At 67.9% G+C, this 15,856-nt stretch carries 13 protein-coding genes; 4 read left to right on the forward strand and 9 right to left on the reverse strand.

The window, feature by feature from the left end; genetic code table 11:
- Positions 1 to 145 precede the first annotated feature (145 nt).
- On the forward strand, positions 146 to 631 hold the full coding sequence (locus LNV28_RS08190; protein ID WP_263518422.1) for a YciI family protein: 486 nt from the start codon (positions 146 to 148) through the stop codon (positions 629 to 631).
- Between the two features lie 16 nt (positions 632 to 647).
- On the opposite strand, the gene LNV28_RS08195 is transcribed toward LNV28_RS08190, so the two are convergent.
- The gene (locus LNV28_RS08195; RefSeq protein ID WP_263518423.1) at positions 648 to 2,729 is read right to left on the reverse strand and encodes a S9 family peptidase; all 2,082 of its coding nucleotides are present in this window, start codon (positions 2,727 to 2,729) and stop codon (positions 648 to 650) included.
- Between the two features lie 99 nt (positions 2,730 to 2,828).
- On the reverse strand, positions 2,829 to 3,890 hold the full coding sequence (locus tag LNV28_RS08200) for a M35 family metalloendopeptidase (protein WP_263518424.1): 1,062 nt from the start codon (positions 3,888 to 3,890) through the stop codon (positions 2,829 to 2,831).
- Between the two features lie 233 nt (positions 3,891 to 4,123).
- Between LNV28_RS08200 and LNV28_RS08205 the strand changes: the two genes are divergently transcribed.
- A complete protein-coding gene (locus LNV28_RS08205) occupies positions 4,124 to 5,032 on the forward strand; it encodes an alpha/beta fold hydrolase (protein WP_263518426.1) in 909 nt (302 codons plus the stop codon).
- On the opposite strand, the gene chrA is transcribed toward LNV28_RS08205, so the two are convergent.
- From chrA to LNV28_RS08220, 3 genes are all read right to left on the reverse strand, one after another.
- Complete coding sequence (gene chrA, locus LNV28_RS08210) at positions 5,025 to 6,371, reverse strand: chromate efflux transporter (RefSeq protein WP_263518428.1); 1,347 nt, start codon at positions 6,369 to 6,371, stop codon at positions 5,025 to 5,027. The genes LNV28_RS08205 and chrA overlap by 8 nt on opposite strands.
- Positions 6,368 to 6,898, reverse strand: a complete 531-nt coding sequence (locus tag LNV28_RS08215) for a GNAT family N-acetyltransferase (RefSeq protein WP_263518430.1) — start codon at positions 6,896 to 6,898, stop codon at positions 6,368 to 6,370. The genes chrA and LNV28_RS08215 overlap by 4 nt, the downstream gene beginning before the upstream one ends.
- Before the next feature lie 85 nt (positions 6,899 to 6,983).
- Complete coding sequence (locus tag LNV28_RS08220; RefSeq protein WP_263518432.1) at positions 6,984 to 7,829, reverse strand: isocitrate lyase/PEP mutase family protein; 846 nt, start codon at positions 7,827 to 7,829, stop codon at positions 6,984 to 6,986.
- A gap of 98 nt (positions 7,830 to 7,927) precedes the next feature.
- On the opposite strand from LNV28_RS08220, the gene LNV28_RS08225 reads away from it, so the two are divergent.
- Both LNV28_RS08225 and LNV28_RS08230 read left to right on the forward strand, forming a co-directional pair.
- Positions 7,928 to 9,493: an AlkA N-terminal domain-containing protein gene (locus LNV28_RS08225; RefSeq protein ID WP_318013835.1), complete on the forward strand. Its 1,566-nt coding sequence runs from the start codon at positions 7,928 to 7,930 to the stop codon at positions 9,491 to 9,493.
- Between the two features lie 192 nt (positions 9,494 to 9,685).
- Positions 9,686 to 11,245, forward strand: a complete 1,560-nt coding sequence (locus LNV28_RS08230) for an FAD-binding oxidoreductase (protein ID WP_263518434.1) — start codon at positions 9,686 to 9,688, stop codon at positions 11,243 to 11,245.
- A gap of 23 nt (positions 11,246 to 11,268) precedes the next feature.
- On the opposite strand, the gene catB is transcribed toward LNV28_RS08230, so the two are convergent.
- The 4 genes from catB to LNV28_RS08250 form a co-directional block, all read right to left on the reverse strand.
- Entirely contained in the window at positions 11,269 to 11,907 is a 639-nt protein-coding gene (gene catB, locus LNV28_RS08235; RefSeq protein ID WP_263518435.1) for a type B chloramphenicol O-acetyltransferase, read from the reverse strand.
- A gap of 367 nt (positions 11,908 to 12,274) precedes the next feature.
- Positions 12,275 to 13,486 carry a toxic anion resistance protein gene (locus LNV28_RS08240; RefSeq protein WP_263518436.1) on the reverse strand — a complete coding sequence of 404 codons (1,212 nt, stop codon included), beginning with the start codon at positions 13,484 to 13,486 and terminating at the stop codon, positions 12,275 to 12,277.
- Positions 13,483 to 14,166: a hypothetical protein gene (locus LNV28_RS08245; RefSeq protein WP_263518438.1), complete on the reverse strand. Its 684-nt coding sequence runs from the start codon at positions 14,164 to 14,166 to the stop codon at positions 13,483 to 13,485. Before LNV28_RS08245 ends, LNV28_RS08240 begins: the two co-directional genes overlap by 4 nt.
- Positions 14,167 to 14,177: 11 nt before the next feature.
- Positions 14,178 to 15,845: a vWA domain-containing protein gene (locus tag LNV28_RS08250; protein WP_263518439.1), complete on the reverse strand. Its 1,668-nt coding sequence runs from the start codon at positions 15,843 to 15,845 to the stop codon at positions 14,178 to 14,180.
- Between the last annotated feature and the right edge of the window lie 11 nt (positions 15,846 to 15,856).

The raw sequence follows: 15,856 nt of genomic DNA on the forward strand, positions 1-15,856 counted from the left end.
GAATTTCCGGTGGTTTGCCCACTGGCGGGCGGCGGGCTTAGATTTAGGCCGGCCGATTGTGCATGCCCAGACCCCTCGCTGACCCTTACATTGGCCGAGCCGTAGATTTGCCATCATTCGCCATCACCTATCCCGGAGCCTCGCCATGATCCACAAAGCCATCGCCACCGCCTGCCTGGCCCTGTTCAGCCTGGCGGCTCAAGCGCAGCCGACCGCCCCGGCCGCAAGTTCGGCAGCGGCTGCGTCCCCGTACGACGCCGCCCTGGCCAAGACCCTGGGCGCCGACGAGCGCGGCATGCGCCCCTATGTGCTGGTGATCCTCAAGAGCGGGCCGAACAAGCTGCCGGCCGGGCCCGAGCGCGACGCCATGTTCAAAGGCCATTTCGCCAATATGAGTCGGCTGGCGGCCGAGGGCAAGCTGGCCGTGGCCGGCCCGCTGGACGGCGTCGACGGCTGGCGCGGCCTGTTTGTCTTTGCCGTGGCCGACCTGGAGGAAGCCCGCACCCTGGCCGCCACCGACCCGGTGCTGATCCAGGGCGAGATGGTGGCCGAGTTCCACAAGTTCTACGGCTCGGCGGCACTGATGGCCGTGCGCGAGATTCACGACAAACTGCAGCCGCCCAAGCGCTGAAACACCCCTTTGGCGCTCAGGCTGGCCCGCCGTGGCGCGCCAGCCAGGCATGCACTTCCCCGTACCACTGGCGCGAGTTGGCAGGCTTGAGGATCCAGTGGTTCTCGTCCGGGAACCAGAGCAGGCGCGCATCGACCCCGCGCGCCTTCAAGGTGTTGTAGTAGGCCAAAGCATTGTGCTCGGGCACGCGGTAGTCGAGCGCGCCCTGGGTGATCAGGGTGGGCGTGTCCATGGCTGCGGCGAAGCTGAGCGGGTTCTGTGCCGCCACCTTGGCAGGGTCGGCCCAGTAGGTGGCGCCGAGGTCACGGTGGCGCTGCAAATAGCTGTCGGCGCTCCAGGTGGCGACGCGGTCGAACACGCCAGCGTGGCAGATGTAGGCGCGGTAGCGGCCGGCCGGCACATGGCCATTCATCCAGGCCACCATAAAGCCGCCATAACTGCCACCACTGGCGTACAGGCGCCGGCGGTCGGCCCAGGGCTGGGCCAGCAGCCAGTCGCTGCCGGCCTCGATGTCCTGCAGCTCCAACTCGCCCATGCGGCCCATGATGCTGTGGCGGAAAGCGTGGCCAAAGCCGCTGGAGCCGTGGTAATTCACCATCGCCACAACATGGCCCTGGCTGGCCAGCAGATGCGCATTCCAGCGGTAGCTGAAGGTGTCGCCCGAGGCCGAATACGGCCCGCCGTGGATCACCTGCAGCAGCGGGTGCTTCTTGCGGGCATTGAAGCCAGGCGGGAAGACCAGCCACATCTGCACCGGCTCACCCAGGGCGCCTTTGATCGTGACTTCCTGGACCCGCCCGAGCTGCATGCCGGCCAACAGTTCGTCATTGAAGGCATCGATGCGTTGCAGCGCCGCACCGCCCGGGCCGACCCGGGAAACCGGAGCGAGCGGCCCGGCCAACAGGCGCACCGGGTGCTGCAGGCTGTCGGCCGCCAGCGCCAGCATGGGTTCCGTGGTGCCGGCCGCCGTTTGGCTGGCAATGTCAAAGCTTTGCAGCCAGCCGCCGGTCCAGACCCGCTGCGCGGCCGCTTCGGCCAGCGGGCGGCGCCAGAGATGGCAGCGCCCCTGCTGCTGGGCGGCGAAGAAGATGCTGCGGCCATCGGGCGCCCAGCGCAGCGGCGCACTGGGCTCGATCTCGCAGACCGGCGCCTGCTCGGCCGGCAGCAGCTGCCAGGCCACGGCGGCGCTGTCGATGGCATCGGCGGCAATCAGGGCCAGGCGAGCCAGTTCGGTGTGGGTCGGCTGGCGCGGAGTCGCCAGCAAGGCCAGTCCGCCGCCCTGCGGGGCAAAGCGCGGCGCACGAAAACTCCAGGCCGGCTCGTCGAGCAGGGGGCGAATACGTCGCTCGGCCAGATTCAGCTCGGCCAGGGCATGGCGCTGGCCGGCCTGCTGGACCGCGGCCGGATCATGTTCGAAGACGATGCGGCGGCCGTCCGGGCTGATGTCGAAACTGTCGGCGTCGCTGCCGGCGCGCGGCAGCTCCAGGCCGCTGCCCTCCATCAGCAAGCGGACCCGGCCGCTCGCCACGTTCAGGCGCAGCAGCTGCAGCACCCGCCCGACCGGCAAGTTCTCATCGAAATGGCGGTACTGGGCCTCGCTGGTGGCCAGACCACTTTCCAGGCGCGCGGCGAACTCGCGCTGACGCCGGTTCTGTGCCGCCAAACCGCGCAGCTCGGGCCAGACCCAGGCCATGAAGATGATGTGGCGGCCGTCAGGCATCCACTTGAAGGCCTCGATGCCGGCAGCGACTTCGCTGATGCGGTGGGCCTCGCCGCCATCGGCGGCAATCAGGTAAAGCTGCCGGCTCTCGTCACGCCGGCCCTGCTGCTCGCGCCGGGCCAGAAAGGCGATCTGGCGGCCATCGGGCGACCAGGCGGGCTGGCTGTCCTTGTCGCCGCACTGCGTCAGCGCACGTGCCGCAACCGGGCCCGCGGTGGGCAGCAGCCACAGCTGGCTGAGGCGGCCCCGACCATCCGGTGAGGGGTCCGGGCGACTCAGGCTGCAGACCACCTGGCTGCCATCGGGTGAAAGGGCCAAGCCGGCCAGCCTTTGCAGCTGGTTCAGGGCTTCGAAATCAATCGGGCGGGAAGAAACCATGGCCCGCAGTCTAGCGATGCGGGCAGGCTGCTGCCGATCAGCCGGGCCCCGGCCGCCTGAGGCGGCGCCGGGGCTCCAACTGCAACTCCAGCTCAGTGCTCAGGGCAGCGGCGGGGTGTTTTCCGCAAAGTACTCGTGGGTGTCGGCGTTGTCCAGGGCCTTGGTCGGGTTGGAGATGGCCAGGGACTTGGCGGCGCTCTGGCCGTAGGCCCAATCATCGGTGCCCGCCACCACATTGAAGTGCGTCATCTCGTGCACCAAGGTGCCGGCCTTGGAGTCGGTGCCGGTCAGCGGCGCGCTCCAGAAGGCATTGCAGACGTAGATCTTGTAGGGCTGGGTCGGATAGACGTAGGCGTAATAGCTCTGTTTGCAGCTGCAATCCAGGGTCACGGCCTTGTTCTTGAAGGCATCGTTGGTTGCCACGAAGTGCGCCTTGGCGGTGTTCCAGTTGGCGGCCGTGTAGGAACCGAACCAGGTCTTGTAGCGCTGCGTGCCCGAGCCGGCTCCGCTCAGATAAGTCTGGGCGGCCTGGGAATAGTTGCTCGCTGCGGCGAACGCACTGGCCAGGGTGGTCTTTTGCGAGGCCGTGCAATTGCCGGTGTAGCTGATGCTGCTGGCCAGGGACGGGCTCTGCTCCTGCACCGCCTGCGGCGCTTGCGGGCTGCGGCCTTCCAGCCAGAAGTAGCTGGGCGCCGCTTCGGCCAGTGCCGTCAGGCCGCCGGTCTGCTTGCCCAGGCCGATGTACTCGATCGCGTAGCGGCCGTTCTGGCTCAGGTCATAGGTACCGGTCAGTTCGACCTCGAAGCTCTGGGTCTCGCCGGCGGCGATCAAGACATAGTCGGCCTCGGTCAGCGGGCCACGCTTGACCAGGGGGCCGGTGTAGTCGACCGGCGCGCCATCGCGGGTGATGCGAAACAGTGCCGCCAAGGGCATGGGGCCGGGCAGCTGCGAACGCAGGATCTGGCGCGCCTGACGCGAGTTGTTGGTGATGCTGACGGTGACATGCACATCGACATCGCCCTTGAGCACGGGCTGGGCAAAGGACAGGCGCACGTCCAGGCCGCTGCTGGCAGGGGCGGCTTGCGCGCCGCTGGCGACGCTGCAGACCAGGGCGGCCACGGCCCAGGCACTCAAACTCGGGCTGACATTGATTCGCTTCATGTGTCGGTACTCCATGGGGTGGAAAGTTCGCCGCGCCACAGGCGGCAAGGCGTGGGCCACTCTAGGCAGAGCCGGGCTCGGCTCCCAGCTGTCAGCTCTTACAGCTGGGAGCCCTTCGTCCGGGAGGCTAGCCATCCATCGCGCGCCAGCGCCAGCCGTCGCATGGCGGCCCAAGCGGCCCAGTGGCCGCGACAAGATCCACCCATCGACACCGCCAACCCAAGGAGATCCCCATGCTCAGAACCGCCAAGACGGCCCTCGCCACCATCACAGCCCTGCTGGCCCTGCAGGTCCACGCCGCCGCAACGCCGGCAACTGCGGCCACGCAACAGCGGCAGGACCTGCAGCTGAGCGTACGCGGTGAAGGCCGGCCGGTGCTGATGATCCCGGGCCTGAACAGCGCCGCCAGCGTCTGGGATGAAACCTGCAACCAGCTGCAACCGGGGGTGCGCTGCCTGATGGTGCAGCTGCCCGGCTTTGCCGGCCTGGCGCCGCTGGCCACGCCCGAGGGTTTTCTGGAGCAGATCAAGGGCCAGCTGCAAACATTGCTCAAGCAAGAAGCGCCGCAGGGCGCGACCGTGGTCGGCCACAGCCTGGGCGGCGTGCTTGGCCTGATGTTGGCGGCCGACAACGCCGGCGCATCGGTTCGGCAGCTGGTGGTGGTGGATTCCCTGCCTTTTCTGCCCGGCATCCAAAACCCTGCGGCCACGGTCGAGCAGGTCAAGCCCATGGCCGAAGGCATGCGCACCGGCATGCGCAATGCGCCCGCCGAGGGTTTGCGCGCCCAGCTGACGCCCATGATGGCCGGCATGACGCGCGCACCCGAACGCGTCGAAACCCTGGTCCAGTGGGGCCTGGCCAGCGACCGCCCCACCACCGCCCAAGCCATGTACGAGCTCTGGACCACCGACCTGCGCCCGCTCTTGCCACGCATCCAGGTGCCGACCACCGTGCTCGGCTCCTGGGCCGCTTACGAGCGCATGGGCAGCACCCAAGCCAGCACGCGTGCCATCTTCGAGCGACAGTACGCCGGTCTGCCAGGTCTGGACCTGCAGATGAGCGCGCAGGGCTACCACTTTCTGATGTGGGACGACGCGAGCCTGGTGCTCGGCGCCGTCAAGAAAGCACTGGCCGCTAACTGAGTGCCTGCGCGGCCAGGCCCAGCAGCGCACTGGCCGCCAGCACCCGGGGAACACTCCAGCGCCAGCGGAACAAGGCCCAGGCTGCGGCCAGCATCAGCGCCGCCGAGAGCGCATCGAAGCGCCCGCCCCAGCCCTGTGGCCAGAGCAGATGCAGGGCAAAGAACAGGGCCAGATTGAGGATGACGCCGACCACGGCCGCCGAGATGGCCGTCAGCGGCGCGGTGAAGCCAAGCCGCCCATGGCTGGCTTCGACCAGGGGCCCGCCCGCCAGGATGAAAACAAAAGAGGGCAGAAAAGTGAACCAGGTCACCACGCCGGCCGCCAGGGCAGCGCCGGCGAACAAGGCATCGGGCCCCAGCACCTGGGCACCCCAGCCGCCGACAAAGCCGACAAAAGCCACCACCATGACCAGCGGCCCCGGCGTGGTTTCACCCAAGGCCAGGCCGTCCATCATCTGGGCCGCGCTGAGCCATTGCTGCTGCTCGACCGCCCCCTGGTAGACGTAAGGCAGTACCGCATAGGCGCCGCCAAACGTCAGCAGTGCCGCCTTGCTGAAGAACCAGCCCATCTGGGTCAGCACCCCCTGTGTGCCGCCCCAGAGCCAGAGCGTCGCCATGCTGAGCAACCACAGGCCCATGCCCAGGCCCAACACCTGAGCCAGGCCGGCGCGCGAAAAGCGCGCATGGGCCGGCGTGGGCGTGTGGTCGTCAATCACCGCCGGCCCGGCCTGTGCCAGCTGCGCGCCGCCATGGCTGCCGCCCGTGGCAAAAGCTTCCGGCCGGATCCGCCCGCCCAGCCAGCCGGCCAGGGCCGCCGCGGCGATGATCAAAGGGAACGGCAGCTTCAGCGCAAAGATGGCCACAAAGGCCGCCACCGCAATCGCCCACAGCCAACGATTGCGCAACACCCGCCCGCCGATGCGATGGGCCGCATGCAGCACCAGGGCGGTGACGGCCGGCTTGATGCCGAAGAACAGCCCGGCCACCAAAGGCTGCTGGCCATGCACCAGATACAGCCAGGACAAGCCGATCAGCAGCAGCAGAGACGGCAGCACGAACAGCGCTCCGGCCATCAAGCCGCCCCAGCTGCGGTGCATCAACCAGCCGATGTAGGTGGCCAGCTGCTGGGCCTCGGGGCCGGGCAAGAGCATGCAGTAGTTGAGTGCATGCAGAAAGCGCCGCTCGCTGATCCAGCGCCGGCGCTCGACCAGCTCCTGGTGCATCAGCGCGATCTGGCCGGCCGGCCCACCAAAGCTCAGGCAGCCCAGCCAGAGCCAGAACTTGAAGGCTGCCCAGCGGCTCGGAGCTTCGGGCGCCGGTGGCAGCGCTTCGCCGCTCATGGCGCCGAGCGCGCCAGCCAGGCCGCCCGGTCCATGTCGTAGACCGAGGTGTCCATGTCGTACCAATGTTCCAGGCCGCGGTAGCTCATGCCCAGCTTCTTCATCACATGGGCCGAGGCCTGGTTGTCGGGGTGGCAGACGGCGCACAGCAGCGGCGTCTGCAGCTCGTCAAAAGCAAAGCTGGCCATGCGCTGCGCAGCCTCGGAACCCAGACCTTGGCCCCAACGGTCCTGGCGCAGGCGCCAGCCGATCTCCAGAGGCTGGGCCCGGTCGCGACCCAGATGCTGGATGCAGCCCGCGCCCAAGACCTGGCCCGTCGCCAGGTCCAGAAAGCTCCACCAGGAATAGCCCAGCTCCGCCCAGCGCGCCTGCACCCGCGCGATCATGTCCTCGGTCTCTTGGAGGGTCTCGCCGCGCCCGGTGATGTAGCGCATCACCGCCGGGTCGCGGTTCATGTCATGCAGGCCCTGCAAGTGTTCAGGGCTGCAGGGTTCCAGGCGCAGGCGGGCGGTGTGAAGAACAGTCATGGTGCGGACAGGAGGCGATGAAGAATGTGGCCCGCAGTCTAGCCAGCCGCCCATGACAATCCGAAAGACAGCCGGCTGGATAGCCTCAGTCCCCGCTGAACAAGGCTTCTGCCTCGCCGAAACCATAGAAGCGCTCGCCCATGGCCTGCCAACTGCCCTTCTGCAAAGCCTCACGGCCCATATCGCGCAGCAAGCCCATGACGCTGAGCATGGGGCAGACGCCCAGACTGACGCGCTGCGCCCCGGCGGCAAACAAGTCGGCCGCGCCAGGCGCCCCGGGCATGGCCATCAGGCTCAAGGGCCCGCCGAGCCCGCTGGCCAAGGTGCGGATCATGCTCAGGTCCAGCAGACCGGGCACGAACACCATGTCCGCGCCGGCCGCCAGATAGGCGCGGCCGCGCGCCAGCGTCAGGGCCAGGTGCTGCTCGATGTCCGCGCCTTCGGCGAGCAAAAAGCTGTCGCAGCGCGCATTGATCCACAGCGGCAAGCCGCTGCGATCGGCCGCCGCCCTGGCGGCCACCAGGCGCTGGCCTTGCTCGGCCGGCGAGTACAGGCCGCTGCCAGCCGATCCGTGCCGGCGGTCCTCCAAATTGACACCGACCGCACCGGCGGCAATGGCCGCCTCGACCGACAAGGCCACCGCCTCGGGGGCGGCACCGTAGCCGGCCTCGATATCGGCCGTCAGCGGCAGGTGCACGGCGGCGGAGATGGCGGCGACCTGGGCCAGCATGGCTTCGCGACCCATCAGCTCGGCATCGCCGAGGCCATGGGCATAGGCGATGGCGCCGCTGCTCGTGCCCAGCGCAGCAAAGCCTTCCTGCTCGAACACGCGGGCGCTGGCAATGTCCCAGGCATTGGCGAGCAGCAGGCCGCCCTGGCGGTTCAAGGCGGCAAAGCGCTGGGCGCGTTGAGTTTGTTCTTGGTGATTCATGGCAACTCGATTCATCAGAGCGAAGACAAAGAAGCCGCCATGGTGTCGAGATCTGGGGAGGCTGGCTCGCGCTTTTCGGCCATGAACGTCGGCCGACGTTGTTGTCCGAAAACCGCCAGCCGCGGGCCCTGCCCACGCCCGAGAATGGCACCATGGACCTGCCCCTGGACCCCGACAGCTGCTACCGCGCACTCGCCAGCCGTGATGCGCGCTTTGACGGCCGCTTCTTCATCGCCGTGCGCAGCACCCGCATTTATTGCCGGCCGATCTGCCCGGCGCCCACGGCCAAGCGCGAGAACGTCAGCTTCTACGCCACGGCGGCTGCAGCCCAGGAAACCGGCTACCGCCCTTGCCTGCGCTGCCGGCCCGAGGCCGCGCCCGACTCCGGCGCCTGGCTGGGCGTGGCCAACAGCGGACATTCCCATGCAGTGAGCCGCGCCCTGGGCCTGATCGAGATGGGCGCGCTCGATGAGGCCGGCGTGGCGGCGCTGGCCGAACGCTTAGGCCTGGGCGAGCGCCAACTGCGGCGCCTGTTCGCCGAGCATGTCGGCGCCTCACCGCTGGCCGTGGCGCAGACGCGGCGCGTGCTGCTGGCCCAGCAGCTGCTGCGCGAAAGCGCCCTGCCCTTGACCGAGATCGCCTTCGCCTCCGGCTTCGGCAGCATCCGCCGCTTCAACGAGGTTTTCCAGACCCTGTTCAAACGCCCGCCCAGCGAGCTGCGCCACGGGCCCGGTGCCCGGCTGGCGCCGGGCCGCGCCGGCGAGGTCAGCCTGCTGCTGCGCTACCGGCCGCCCTATGACTGGCCGGCCATGCTGGGCTTTCTGCGGGCCCGCGCCATCCCGGGCATGGAGCAGGTCGATGACGAAGAGTGCGGTCGTTATGCACGCAGCTTTTCCCTGGCTGGACGGCAAGGGACCTTGAGCGTCAGCCATGCGCCTCAGCAGCAGGCGCTGCAGGTCAGCGTGCGCTGCGAACACCTGGCCGTGCTGCCCCTGGTGATCGCGCGCCTGCGCCGTCAATTCGATCTGGCCGCCGACCCCGAGCTGATCGCCGCCCAGCTGGGCGCCCACGATGGGCTGATGGCCGGCCTGGTGCAGCGCCGCCCGGGTCTGCGCGTGCCCGGCTGCTGGGACGGCTTCGAACTGGCCCTGCGCGCCGTGCTGGGCCAGCAGATCACGGTCGGCGCCGCCATCCAGCTGGCGACCAAGCTGCTGGCCCGCTACGGCGAGCCCCTGCAGAACGTAGCCCCCGAACAGCCGTCTTTGCAGTGCCTGTTCCCTCGGGCTGAGGCCCTGGCCGGCCAGGACCTCAGCCACCTGGGCATGCCACGCAGCCGCGCCGCCACCTTGTCCGGCGTGGCCGCCGCCAGCCTGGCCGACCCGGGCCTGTTCGAACGCCAGGCCAGCCTGGAAGACGCCTTGGCCCGCTGGCGCGCCCTGCCCGGCATCGGCGATTGGACGGCCCAGTACATCGCCCTGCGCCAGCTGCGCGAGCCCGATGCCTTTCCGGCGGCCGATGTGGGCCTGATGCAAGCGATTGAACGGCTGGAAGGCAGCCGGCCCGATGCCAAGCAACTGACCAGCCGCGCCCAGGCCTGGCGACCCTGGCGTGCCTATGCGGCCCAGCATCTGTGGGCCGAGCTGGCAGAGCAGGCGCCGCGCTGAAGGTCGATCGCTTCCCTTGTCAGTCCGCTGCGGACCACCCGAGCTAACCCGCTGTCAAGATTGACAGCTACAAGCCTGTTCCAAGCCATTCAAGAATGCGCTCTGCCGCCGGAACAGCGGTGGCACTCACACCCCCGGCAGCCACAAGCCAGCCCGGGGCTGAATCGCAATTTGGACAAGGCAAGGGACACGATGTTGTTGCGACAAGGATGGAAGGCCAGGCCGCTGGCCCGACGTTGGCGGGCGCCCATGGCGCCGGCGGCCGGGCAGGAAGACGGCCGCGCCGCCGCGCTGGACTGGGGCCCGCTGCGGCAACGCTGGCAGGGGCGCATCTTCACGGCCGAAGAGATGGCCGAGGCCGGCCTGGGCAAAGCGCTGGCGGCCGGAGGGCGGCCCCTGCCCCTGCCCGCAGTCTGCCTGCGCGCACGCAGCGAATGCGATGTACGGCGCGCGCTTGAGTTCCTGCAGCGCCACGAGCTGCCCTTCGCCCTGCGCAGCGGCGGCCACTGCCTGGCCGACCTGTCCAGCCACGCGGAGCTGGTGCTGGACTTGAGCGAGCTGCGCCGTCTGGCCTGGGACGCACGCGGCCTGCAGGCGGGGCCGGGCGTCAGCACCGCCGAGCTGAGTGGCTTCCTGACCTCACGCGGCCAGCTCCTGCCCAGCGGCAACTGCCCCGCCGTCAGCCTCGGCGGCCAGGCGCTGAGTGGCGGCTTCGGGCTGATGGGGCGGCGGGACGGCCTGGTCTGCGACCAGGTCCAGGCCCTACGTATGGTCACAGCCGGCGGCGAACTGCTGGAGGTGAATACCGAGCAGAACCGCGACCTGTTTTGGGCCCTGCGCGGCGCGGGCGCGGGCCAGTTCGGGGTCGTCACCGAGCTTCATTTGCGCACCCAGACGGCCCAGGCCATGAATGTGGTTCACGGCTGCTGGCCCTTGACCGAGGCGGCCGCGCTGATCGCCCTGTGGCAGGAGCTGGCGCCGGGCGCCGACCCGCGCGTCAATCTGCAACTGGCCATTCTTGCCGGTCGGCCGGCCGGGCATGGCGGTGGCAGCGGCCAGCCCCAGGTCGAGCTCTTCGGTGCGGTGCTGGCCGAAGCGGCCGAGGTGCCGGCCTTGCTGGCCCCTTGGCAGCGCGCCCTGGGCCGGCTGGCCGAGACTTTGTGCGAATGGCGCCTGCCTGCCGCAGCGGCGGCCAGTTATCTTTGCGGCCGCCTGGACCGGCGCTGTGAACCGGCCTGGCAAGCGGACCCGCCCTTCCCGGCCCATGGCTACCAGTTCACCCGTTCAGGCTTTTTCGAACAGGCCTTGTCGCGCGCCGCCATCGCCGGCTTGATCGAGCAATTCGCTGCCGGGCGCCCGGCGGCACAACAACGCGAGTTGTCCTTCATCCCCTGGGCCGGCGCCTATGCCCAGGACCTGGGCACTCCGGGCAGCTCCTTTGCTCACCGGCAGGCTCACTTCATGGTCCGCCACACTGCGGTGCTGGGCCCGAGCGCACAGGCCGCCGACTGCGAGCGGGCCAGGGCCTGGGCCGACGAATCCCGGGCCTGCATCGCACCGTTCGGCAACGGCCATGTCTACCAAGGTTTCGCCGAAACCGACTTGGAGGACTGGGACCAGGCCTACTACGGCGCCGCCCTTCCCCGGCTGCGCGCCATCAAGGCCCGCCACGATCCGGGCCTTTTGTTCCGGCACGCGCAGAGCATCGAGCCCGATGCAGGGCAGGACGAAGCGGCGCCGCTGCCCGCCTGAAATGACGCTGGGGCGGGCCTGCTTCAGCGCCCCTCGACCTGCTGGCGCCAATGCTGGTGCAGCGCCTCGATCTGATTCGAGCACAGCAAGGCCATCGCGGCCTCAATGGCTTCGATCGGCCAGTCCCACCACTGCATCTCCAGCAGCATGGCGATCTGCGCGTCGGAGAAGCGCTTCTTGATCGGCTTGGCGGGGTTGCCGCCGACGATGGCATAGGGTTCCACGTCCTGGGTGACCAGGGCACGGCTGGCGATCACGGCACCATGACCGATGTGAACGCCGGCCATGATCATGGCCTCGGTGCCGATCCAGACATCGCTGCCGATCACGGTGTCCCCGCTCTTGCGAAAGGCATCGAGCGCGCCCGCGAACGCCGGCTCTTCCTTCATGTAGAAAAAGGGGAAGGACGTGACCCAGTCATGGCGATGGCCTTGATTGCCGGCCATGACGAACGAAGCCCCGGACCCGATGGAACAGAAGCTGCCGATGATGAGCTGGTCGTCGCCGTTCACTTCGGGTGAGAGGTAGCGCGCGCAGTCGTCAAAGGCGTGCCCGTGGTAGTAGCCGGAGTAGTAGCTGTAGCGCCCGGCCTTGATATTGGGGTTCTTCACCTGCTCGCTGAGCGGTTTGCCTTTGAAGGGGCTGTCGAAGTAGTTGCTCATGACGGGCTCGGACACAGTTCTTCGGTGAATGGGCGAAAGGCTGCAGAGCGCGGCCAAACAGACAAGCGGCACTGTAGCCCCGCCCGAACGCCCTAGGCCCAAAAGAAAGGGCAGCCCGCAGGCTGCCCATGGTGAAGCACCGACTCTGACGCAGGCTCAGCTGCCGCGAAGGGCCAGCAACAAAGGCTCGATCTCGTGAGTCGTGAGTCGTGAGTCGTGAGTCGTGAGGAGCGTAAACCGCTCTGCCGCTCCGCCGTCAACCCGCTTCACCATTCACCATTCACCATTCACCTGTTCACCTGTTCACCTGTTCACCTGTTCACCTGTTCACCTGTTCACCTGTTCACCTGTTCACCTATCCACCTGTTCACCCATTCACTTCCCCACCGCCCCCCGCCGCCTCCCGCGCCCTTTGCTGCCGCACCCGGTCCACATAGGTCTCGGCGCGCGCCAGCTCGGTTTTCAAGATGGCGTTGTTCTGGCCCATGACGTCGATGGCCTTGGCGCGGAAGTTGTCCATCGCGTCCATGGCCTGGAAGGTCTGGTTGAACATCTCTTTCATCTTGTCGATGCCGAGCATGGGGTTCTGCGCGAACTGGGTGGTTTGCTCGACATGCTGGTTGAGCGCGCGGCCGGTCTCGCTGATCAGATTGCCGATGGTGGCGTTCACACCTTGCAGCATCTCCATCACCTGAATCTGATTGCCGGTGGCGCGCGCCACGGTCTGAGCCACGGCCAGGGCGCTCATGCCGGTGGTGGCGACACGGGTGCAGCCATTGATCATTTCTCGGCCGGTTTTCTTCAGCACATCAAGAGCCAGATAACCATTCACACAGACGGCTTGCTGGGTCTGGATGTCCTGGAGGTTCTGGCGCGCATAGAACAGCACTTCCTGGCGCAAGGCATGGGCGCGAGTCGGGTCGCTCAGCTCCAGGGCCTGCACCTTGTCGGCCAGCTGGCTGTCCAGGGCGCCGGCAAAGCGCGCGGCGGCGGCGAGCTTCTGCATCGCGTCCCAGAGCTTGGCGCGGGTGGCCTCGATGTCGACCACATCTTTTTGCATGTCGTCGCGGGCCGCATAGAGCTGGCCCATCGAGGTCTTGAGCTGCTCGGCCGCGCTCTGGTACTTGCGGAAATAGGCCTCCAGCTTGTTGCCGAAGGGAATGATGCCCAGCAGCTTGCGCGGCTGCAGCAAGTCGCCGTCGGCGCCGGGGTTCAGTTCATCGAGCTGGGCGCGGATGTCGGCAATCGCCTTGTAGGCCGGCGTGTCCTCGATGCCGGCGAAATTGCGATTCATGAAGCGGCCCTGCATCAGCGAGGACGCATTGGAGATTTCCTCCTTGCCCAGGGCGAAAGCGCTGTCCAGGCGCTGCTTGAAGGCGTCGGAATGCAGGTCTTCGCTGGCCAGGGCGTCGATGAAGCGCAGCACCTGGGCGTCGACCTGCTGGGCCAGCTCGGGCTTCAGGGGCACGGCCTCGCGCGTGGCCTCGGCGGCCACCGGGTGGATGACCTCGGGAGGCTGCAGCTGGAAGGCCGGAGCGGCTGTTGTGGTGCTGGTGCTCGTGTTGGACGGCGTGTTCATGGCTTGCGCTCCTCGGCGGCGATATTGAGTGCGGGGGAGTCCAGCCCTTGCGGGCCGAACTTCTGGCTCAGAAATTTGGAATGGACGAGAAAGGCGTGCGCGTCCTGCGCCGCCAGGTCCTCGCCGAGCTGGCCGACCTTGGTCTCGAGTTCAGCCAGGGTGTCGGCAAAAGTGGCCTGGGCGGTCTTGCCGTTGTCCAGGATCTTGCCGCTGGCGAAGGCCGCCGGAATGGACAGGTAGGTGTTGAGCGCCTCGGGCAGATAGCTGATGGCGATGTGGCGGGCATGGAAGCTGTCCTGCAGCGAGAGGCTGCCCTTGCTGCGCTCCCACTGTTGCAGCAGGCCATCGAGCGCAGCGCACAGGGCCAGCACCCGCGCCTGCAAGGCCGGTGGAATGCGGCGCTCGGGGTTGTGCTCGGTCAGCTGGCGCACGCCGTGCAGGGCGCGCTCCATGGCCTCGCGGGCATCGCCCTCGTCGCTGAACTGCAAGGCCTCCCAGGCCGGCTCCTGCGTCGAGGGGAAACCCAGCCAGAGCCCGCCGATGACGAAACCGGCAGCGTAGCCAAGCACCGCCACACCCAGACCCAGGCCGCCCAGCAGGCCTGCGGCCTTGAGCAGCAGCACCGCACTGGCCAGCCCGAGACCGCACCAGTTGGCCGGCGACGCCAGCAGTCGAAACACTCGGCCCATCATCATTGGTAGGCCCGGATGTCCTTGAACACGCTGTATAGCGGCGTGCGCCGGGCGTCAAAGACCCGGCCGCCGGTGGTCTTGACCAGCTCTTTCAGCTCCGCCTCATTGGCCTCGCCGAAGACGACCACAAACACCGGAATCGCGCGCACATCCTCGGGCAGGGCCTGGTAGTCGCGCTGGAACTGCGCCAGCGAGCGGCCTTTGTTGACCTCGCCATCGGTGAAGGCCACGACCGAATACTGGTAGTTGGGGCTCTTGCCGCGCTGCTCCAGCATATGGGCGAGTGCCTCATAGACCGCGTCGTAGAGGGCGGTGCCGCCTTTCATGCGCAGCTCGTCGGCGGTCTGGCGCACCTGGGCCAGCACCTGCTGCTTGGCCTCGCTGTCGGCCAACTCAGCCACGCCGCGCTGCGCCTTCGCGGCGGCCGGCAGCTCAAACGACTGCAAGCCATAGGGCTGATCGGCGAAGGGCTGCAACCACAGCCGCTCGCGGTTGCTCAGGCGGGCGATGCGGCCGGTCAGCGAGGCGTCGGCTCCGGCGATGTAATGCATGGCGTCGATCAGCTGCTGGCGCCGGCCACCACCGGCCATGCTGCCGCTGGTGTCGAGCACAAAGGTCGAGGCGATCGGCGTGCGGAACTCGTTCAGGTAGGCGGCGATCAAGCCATCGGCCAGGGCCCGGTCGGGCGAGAAAGGCAGCTCCACCTGCAAGCCCTGGCGCGGCAGCACATCGGCCACGCGCTCGTTCAGCTCGGGCTTGATGGGGCGGCGCAGGGTCTGGCGCGCCAGCCAGAGCTGGGCCGGCTCGCTCTTCAGGTACTCGGCCACCTTGAGGTAGTCGGCCCGCTTGGCCTCGTTGAGCAGCATGAAGGGGTAGTCGGCCGTGCTGACACCCTCATGCGGGTAGATCAGGGTCAGCTTCTCGCGCAACTTGCCCGAGGCATTGAGGCTGAGCAGCCAGCTCTCGTAATTGATGAAGGCATTGACCTTGGGGCCTTGCTGCAGGATGAACTGCTCGGACAGATAACTCGAGTTGTCACCGGGCAGCTTGTAACCCTTGAGGAAATCAGCAATCGCGCCGCGGTCGACATCGGCGGCGCTGAGGGCTTCGGACTTCTGGCTGGCCGCAGCCACCACCCCCATCAAGGCCATGAAGCCCTGGTTGGAGGTGGCCGGATTGGACAGCGCGTACTTCAGCTGACCGGCCTTGGAGGCGTTGGCGATGTCTCTCCAGCTCAGTTTGAGATCGGGCCGATCCCAGCCGTACTTGCGGGCCTCGGACTCGCTGACGCCGATGGCGATCGGCGAGAGCATGATCTTTTCCTGCAGCTTGACCCGGCCCTGGCCCTGCGGGCTGGACAGCAGGTATTTGGCATTGGCGAACCAGGCGGCGTCGCTCTTGGCCTCGCCGCTGAGCACGGCCTCGGTGCTCTCCATGGTGCCGCCAAACTTGAGCTTCAGGCGCACGCCGGTGGCCTTGCGCACCATCTCCTGCAAGGGCTCCACGTCCTTGAGGTCGCTGGTGGCGAGCACGGTGAAGTCCTCCTGGGCGGACTCCAGCTTGGGCGTGTCGGCGGCCGGCGCCTGCTCGGCCTTGCGTCCGCAGCCGGCCGTGGCCAGCAAGAGCGCACTCAAGGACGCCAGGCCCAGGCCTCGAAGCAAACGCATGGTGTTCAAGC

This window comes from Paucibacter sp. DJ2R-2 (genome assembly GCF_025717675.1).
In the GTDB taxonomy this organism is placed as follows: domain Bacteria; phylum Pseudomonadota; class Gammaproteobacteria; order Burkholderiales; family Burkholderiaceae_C; genus Paucibacter_A.